This window comes from Geodermatophilus sp. SYSU D00758 (assembly GCF_054049955.1).
Genome location: NZ_JBJGYK010000092.1, coordinates 1 through 663 on the forward strand (window position 1 = coordinate 1; position 663 = coordinate 663).

The window sequence follows — 663 nt, forward strand, 5'->3', positions numbered from 1 at the left end:
GTCGGCGTGCTGGGGGGCACCGGTCCGCAGGGGCGGGGGCTGGCGGTGCGGCTGGCCGCGGCCGGGCAGCGGGTGCTGCTGGGCGGGCGGGACGCCGAGCGGTGCGCCGAGGTGGCCGCCGGGGTGGCCGAGCGGGCGGCGGCGGCCGGGGGCGGGGCGGTGTCGCTGACCGGGGGGTCCAACGCCGACGTGGCCGGGGCGGCGGACCTGGTGATCGTGGCGGTCCCCTACGCCGGGCACGCGGACACGCTGCGGCCGCTGGCCGGGGCGCTGGCCGGGAAGGTGGTGGTGGACTGCGTGGTGCCGATGGGCTTCGACGAGCTGGGTGCCCACGTGCTGGCGGTGCCGGAGGGGTCGGTGGCCCAGCAGGCGGCGGCGCTGCTGCCCGACAGCTTCGTGGTGGGGGCCTTCCACCACCTGTCGGCGGTGCTGCTGGAGGACCTCTCGCGCCCGACGCTGGACGGGGACGTGATGGTGGTCGGGGACGTGCGGGAGGCCACCGACACGGTGCAGGCGCTGGCCGGGCGGCTGCCGGGGATGCGCGGGGTGTACGCGGGGCGGCTGCGCAACGCCGCGCAGGTGGAGGCGCTGACGGTGAACCTGGTGTCGGTCAACCGCCGGTACAAGGCCCACGCCGGCATCCGCGTCACCGACGTCTGACCC

At 78.1% G+C, this 663-nt stretch carries 1 protein-coding gene; it reads left to right on the forward strand.

Going from position 1 to position 663, the window contains the following annotated elements; translation table 11 throughout:
- The coding region (npdG, locus tag ACI8AC_RS25210) for an NADPH-dependent F420 reductase (protein ID WP_456900599.1) at positions 1-660 on the forward strand (660 nt) is incomplete at its 5' end.
- Positions 661-663 lie beyond the last annotated feature (3 nt).